General features: G+C 62.2%; 4 protein-coding genes. All 4 read left to right on the top strand.

The annotated features are described in order from the left end of the window. Window positions 1-107 precede the first annotated feature (107 nt). Window positions 108-1,370 (top strand): N-acetylmuramoyl-L-alanine amidase, encoded by a 1,263-nt coding sequence (locus EN932_RS27520; RefSeq protein WP_064993631.1) that lies wholly within the window; start codon window positions 108-110, stop codon window positions 1,368-1,370. Between the two features lie 213 nt (window positions 1,371-1,583). Further along, entirely contained in the window at window positions 1,584-4,040 is a 2,457-nt protein-coding gene (locus tag EN932_RS27515; protein ID WP_013531366.1) for a penicillin-binding protein 1A, read from the top strand. A 117-nt stretch (window positions 4,041-4,157) separates the two neighbouring features. Next, window positions 4,158-5,289 (top strand): peptide chain release factor 2 gene (gene prfB, locus EN932_RS27510; RefSeq protein WP_013531367.1). Its coding sequence is split into 2 segments (ribosomal slippage): window positions 4,158-4,223 and window positions 4,225-5,289, totalling 1,131 coding nucleotides; the frame shifts between segments, so codons are not numbered across the junction. A 77-nt stretch (window positions 5,290-5,366) separates the two neighbouring features. After that, on the top strand, window positions 5,367-5,764 hold a 398-nt coding region (locus EN932_RS27505), incomplete at its 3' end, for a GFA family protein (protein ID WP_245483336.1).

The following is a 5,764-nucleotide window of genomic DNA, read 5'->3' as shown; positions in this document are numbered from 1 at the left end:
GGTTAACCTTCTCTGGATACCAATCGTTAATCGAGTTCGCGGCCTAACCGGCATTTCGACGAAACGACCGGGCGCCGGGCGCCAAACCGGGAGCGACTGCAAGAGAGATGGGATTGGCGGACTTCACAGACAAGGGATGTCGTGTCGGCGGCCGGATCCTGGCCTCTTTCTGCCTCTTGCTGCTGCTGGCGGCCTCATCCGTCTTGTCTTCAAATGCCAGTGCCGCCGACGCTCCGCTCGTGGCAAAAGGCTACAAGATGGCCGGCGATGCCACCAAGATGCGCATCGTCATGGATTTCGACCGCGAACCCGATATCAAATGGTTCCTGCTGCGTGGTCCCAACCGTCTTGTCATCGATCTCGCGAATACGAGATTCGCCGTGGATGCCAAGGATTTGAAGGCGCGGGGCCTGGTCAAGGGCGTGCGCCTGGGCGAACTCGGCGAGGGCGTTTCGCGTCTGATCCTCACCGGCAAGGGACCCTTTGCCGTCGACAAGCTCGACGTGCTCAAGAACGAGGACGGAACCGGCTACCGCATTGCCATCGATATGTCGGCGGCATCCGAACGCGAGTTCGATGCCGCACTTGCCAATCAGGCGCTGACCACCGGATCGACCGTTTCGACCGACAAGGGAGGGCGGGTCGGCACCGGGCCGGTCTCCAATCCGGGCCATCGGTTCACCGTCGTCATCGACCCCGGCCATGGCGGCATCGACGGCGGTGCCGAGGGCCTGAACGGCACCATCGAAAAAAACGTCACGCTGGCCTTCGCCACGGAGCTGCGCGACAAACTCGCGGCCGTCGGCAATTACGATGTGTTCATGACGCGCGACACAGACGAATTCCTGCGTCTGGACGACCGCGTGCGCATTGCCCGTCAGCATGAGGCCGACCTGCTTATTTCGATCCATGCCGACACGATCAGCGTCAAGGGCATTCGCGGCGCCACCGTCTATACCGTCTCCGACAAGGCTTCGGACCCCGAGGCGCAGGCGCTTGCCGACCGTGAGAACCTCTCCGACCAGTTCGCCGGCATGGAAATCAAGAACGACAACAAGGAAGTCACCGACATCCTGATCGACCTGATCCGCCGCGAAACACACAATTTCTCGATGAGTTTCGCCCACACGCTGGTTGGCCAGTTGTCGACCAGCGTCGGTCTTATCAACAATCCGCAGCGCTCCGCGGGTTTCAAGGTGCTCAAGGCACCCGATGTGCCGTCGGTGCTGGTCGAACTCGGTTATCTCTCGAACGCCAAGGACGAGGCGCAGTTGCTCAACGCCGACTGGCGCGGCAAGGCGGCCCAGAGCATAACCAACGCCGTCGCGCTGTTCGCGTCGGCCAAGGCCGGATCGGGAACCGGAGGTTGACATGACCGGCGACGCCTGCAACCAGAGGCGGCGTTGCGCGACGACAACACCCAGTGCTTTTATTTCCGGCCAGCAGCCGTGAAATCAGGCATTGCCGTATTTTGTCCACATGGCGGCGACAAGGGTTTTCGATTACGGATTGGGACCGGCTCGAAAGCTTGCGTGAAAGGCGGCTTCGTTTAGGAAATTCCCGAACCAAGGACTGGAGCGGGTATGATTCGTCTCATTGGCTATTTTTTCGGCATCGGCACGACGCTGGCCCTTCTGGTCGCGGCGGGCGTTGCGATCTACATCGGCCATTTGTCGAAGGATCTGCCCGACTACGAGGTGCTGGCCAAATACGAGCCGCCGGTGACCACCCGCATCCATGCGTCCGACGGCGCGCTGATGGCCGAATATGCGCGCGAACGGCGCCTGTATCTGCCGATCCAGGCCATTCCGGACCGCGTCAAGGCGGCCTTCCTGTCGGCGGAAGACAAGAATTTCTACAATCACCCGGGCATCGATGTCACCGGCCTCGGCCGCGCCATCATCGTCAACCTGCAGAATTTCGGCTCGGGCCGGCGCCAGGTCGGCGCTTCGACGATCACCCAGCAGGTGGCGAAGAACTTCCTGTTGTCCTCGGACCAGACCTACGAGCGCAAGATCAAGGAGATGATCCTCGCCTTCCGCATCGAGCAGGCCTATCCCAAGGATCGCATTCTCGAGCTCTACCTCAACGAAATCTTCTTCGGCTTCGGCGCCTATGGCGTCGCCGGTGCGGCGCTGACCTATTTCGACAAGTCGGTCAACGAACTGTCCGTGGCCGAGGCCGCCTACCTGGCCTCCCTGCCCAAGGGGCCGAACAACTATCACCCTTTCAAGCATGCCGATCGCGCGATCGAGCGCCGCAACTGGGTCATCGATCAGATGGTCGAGAACGGCTATGTCACGCGTGAGGAAGGCAACAAGGCCAAGGCTGAGCCGCTGGGCGTGACGCCGCGGCGCAGCGGCACCTATCTGTTCGCCGGCGAGTACTTCACCGAAGAGGTGCGCCGCCAGATCATCGCCCGCTACGGCGAGAATGCACTCTACGAAGGCGGCCTCTCCGTCCGCACCACGCTCGATCCGAAGATCCAGCTCATTGCCCGCAAATCGATGCAGAACGGGTTGATGAAATACGACACGCTGCGCGGCTATCGCGGGCCGGTGACATCGATCGATGTCTCGGGCGACTGGGGCGTGCCGCTTGGCGCCGTCAAGGGACTGGAGGATGTTCCCGAATGGTCGCTCGCCGTCGTGCTCGACAGTTCGGCGACCGGCCTGTCGATCGGCCTGCAGCCCGCACGGCAGGCGTCGGGCGAGATCGTCAAGGAGCGCGTCGAAGGCACCATCAGCAAGGAGGACATGGGTTTTGCCATGCGCCATGTGGTCGCCGGCAAGACCGTCAAGGCCAAGTCGCCGGCGGAGGTGTTGAAGCCGGGCGACGTCATCTTCGTGCAGAAAAACGATGGTGCCGAGGGCACCTACAGCCTGCGCCAGGTGCCCGAAGTAGAGGGCGGCCTGATCGCCATGGACCCGCACACCGGCCGCGTGCTGGCCATGGTCGGCGGCTTCTCCTATGCGCAGTCCGAATTCAACCGCGCCACGCAAGCCATGCGCCAGCCGGGCTCCTCGTTCAAGCCGATCGTCTATTCGGCAGCGCTCGACAATGGCTATACGCCGGCCTCGGTTATCATGGACGGGCCGATCACGATCCAGAGCGGCAACACGAGCTGGACGCCGAAGAACTATGACGGCACCGTCGCCGGTCCGGCGACCCTGCGCTCCGGCATCGAGAAGTCGCGCAACCTGATGACGGTGCGGCTTGCCAATGACATGGGGATGAAGCTGGTGGTCGAATATGCCGAGCGCTTCGGTGTCTACGACCATCTGGCACCGTATCTGCCAATGGCGTTGGGTTCCGGCGAAACCACCGTGATGCGCATGGTGTCGGCCTATTCGATCATGGCCAATGGCGGCAAGTCGATCAAACCGTCGCTCATCGACCGCATCCAGGACCGCTACGGCAAGACGGTGTTCAAGCAGGACGAACGTGGCTGCCAGGGTTGCAATGCGCAGGAATGGCAGAACCAGCCGGAGCCGGAGCTGGTCGACAATTCCGAGCAGGTGCTCGACCCGATGACCGCCTACCAGATCACCTCGATGATGGAAGGGGTCGTGCAGCGCGGCACCGGCGCCACCATCGGCGAACTCGGCCGTCACATCGCCGGCAAGACCGGAACGACCAACGATGAAAAGGACGCCTGGTTCATCGGTTACACGCCCAACCTCGTCGTCGGCCTCTACATGGGCTATGACACGCCGCGCGGCCTCGGCCATGGCGCCACCGGTGGCGGCCTCGCAGCCCCGATCTTCAAGGACTTCATGCGAGTGGCGCTGGACGGCACGCCCAATGTCGACTTCAAGGTGCCGGAAGGCATGAACCTGGTCGCCATCAATCGCAAGACCGGCATGCGTGCCGCATCGGGCGATCCCGGCACCATCATCGAAGCCTTCAAGCCGGGCACCGGTCCCGCCGACAGCTATTGGGTGATCGGCATGGGCGCCGACGGCTCAAATGCCACCGGTGGCGCGCTGTCGCCGCAGGCCAATCAGGCTATCCAGTCCGGCGGCGGCGGCCTCTACTGACGATTTTCAGGGGCGGATGGGCTGGCCTTGGGCCGGCCCATTTTGCTTTACAGCCGGCGGCGGCGTGCCTATGTATCGCGCCGACCGATTTCAGCAAACAGGACAGAACAGCCAGCCATGCGCGCGGAAACGCAGAATATTGTCGACGAGATCAGGCAGGCGATAACCCTGCTGAGGAGGCATCTTTGACTGGGATCAAGCCATAAAGCGGCTTGAATACCTCAATGTGCGCGCCGAGGACGCCAGCCTCTGGAACGAGCCGCTGGAAGCGCAGAAGCTGATGCGCGAACGCCAGAGCCTCGAAGAAGGCATCGCCTCGGTGAAAGGTCTGACGCAGGCGCTGGAAGACAATATCGGCCTGATCGAACTCGGCGAGGAAGAGCGCGATGAGGGCGTGATCGCCGAGGCGGAAGCCGCGATCCGCTCGATGCAAGGCGAAGCGAAGGCCCGCCAGGTCGAGACGCTGCTGTCGGGTGAAGCAGACTCCAACGACACCTATCTCGAAATCCATGCCGGTGCCGGCGGCACCGAAAGCCAGGACTGGGCCTCGATGCTGCTGCGCATGTACACGCGCTGGGCCGAGCGGCGCCGTTTCAAAGTCGAAGTGCTGGAAATGCATGACGGCGAAGAGGCCGGCATCAAGTCCGCCACGTTGATGATCAAAGGCCACAACGCCTATGGCTGGATGAAGACGGAATCGGGCGTTCATCGCCTGGTGCGTATTTCGCCCTATGACAGCAATGCGCGCCGGCATACGTCCTTCGCCAGCGTCTGGGTCTATCCGGTCATCGACGACACGATCGAGATCGACGTCTCCGAATCCGACGTCCGCATCGATACTTATCGCTCGTCCGGCTCGGGCGGCCAGCACGTCAACACCACCGATTCGGCGGTGCGCATCACGCATCTGGCCACTGGCATCGCGGTCGCCTGCCAGGCCGAACGTTCGCAGCACAAGAACAAGGCCAAGGCCTGGGAGATGCTGCGCTCGCGCCTTTACGAGGAAGAGCTGAAGAAGCGCGAGGCGGTTGCAAACGCCACCGAAGCATCGAAGAGCGATATCGGCTGGGGCCACCAGATCCGCTCCTATGTGCTGCAGCCCTATCAGTTGGTGAAGGATCTCCGCACCGGCGTCGAGAGCACCAGCCCGTCGAGCGTGCTCGATGGCGACCTCGACGATTTCATGGAAGCCTCGTTGTCGCAGCGCATCGAAGGCGGTGCCGGCGAAGCCGTGGCGGACCTGGACTAGGATATGCCCATATTCAGGTGAGGCTGGCCTGGCCTCATCTGAACATACCCCTGCGCACCACAGCAATGGAGGAGAGAGTGCCGAGCAAGCTCACCGGAAAATGCTTTTGCGGCGCGGTTCACTACGAGGTGGCCGACGAATTCCTCTATGCCGCGAATTGCCATTGTTCGGACTGCCGGCGCACCACCGGTTCGGCATTCAAGCCTTTCGCCGGTATCGAGCGTGAAAAGTTTGTCCTCACCGAAGGCGAGGACAAACTCCTGATCTTCGGCGACCAAAGCGGCCACAACGCGCATTGCTGCCGGTGCGGCTCCTTGCTTTATTCGCTCGTGCGCGACGGCGCCTACGTCCATGTCGCCATGGGAACGCTCGTCGACGATCCATCCATTCGTCCAACCGGGCACATCTTCGTCGGTTCGAAGGCGGGCTGGTTCACCATCACCGATGACCTGCCGCAGTATCAAGAGCACGTGAT

It is taken from the genome of Mesorhizobium sp. M7A.F.Ca.US.002.01.1.1, assembly GCF_004022955.1.
Lineage (GTDB): Bacteria > Pseudomonadota > Alphaproteobacteria > Rhizobiales > Rhizobiaceae > Mesorhizobium > Mesorhizobium ciceri.
Note: the sequence above shows the minus strand (reverse complement) of the source record. Positions and strands in the feature narration are given on the sequence as shown.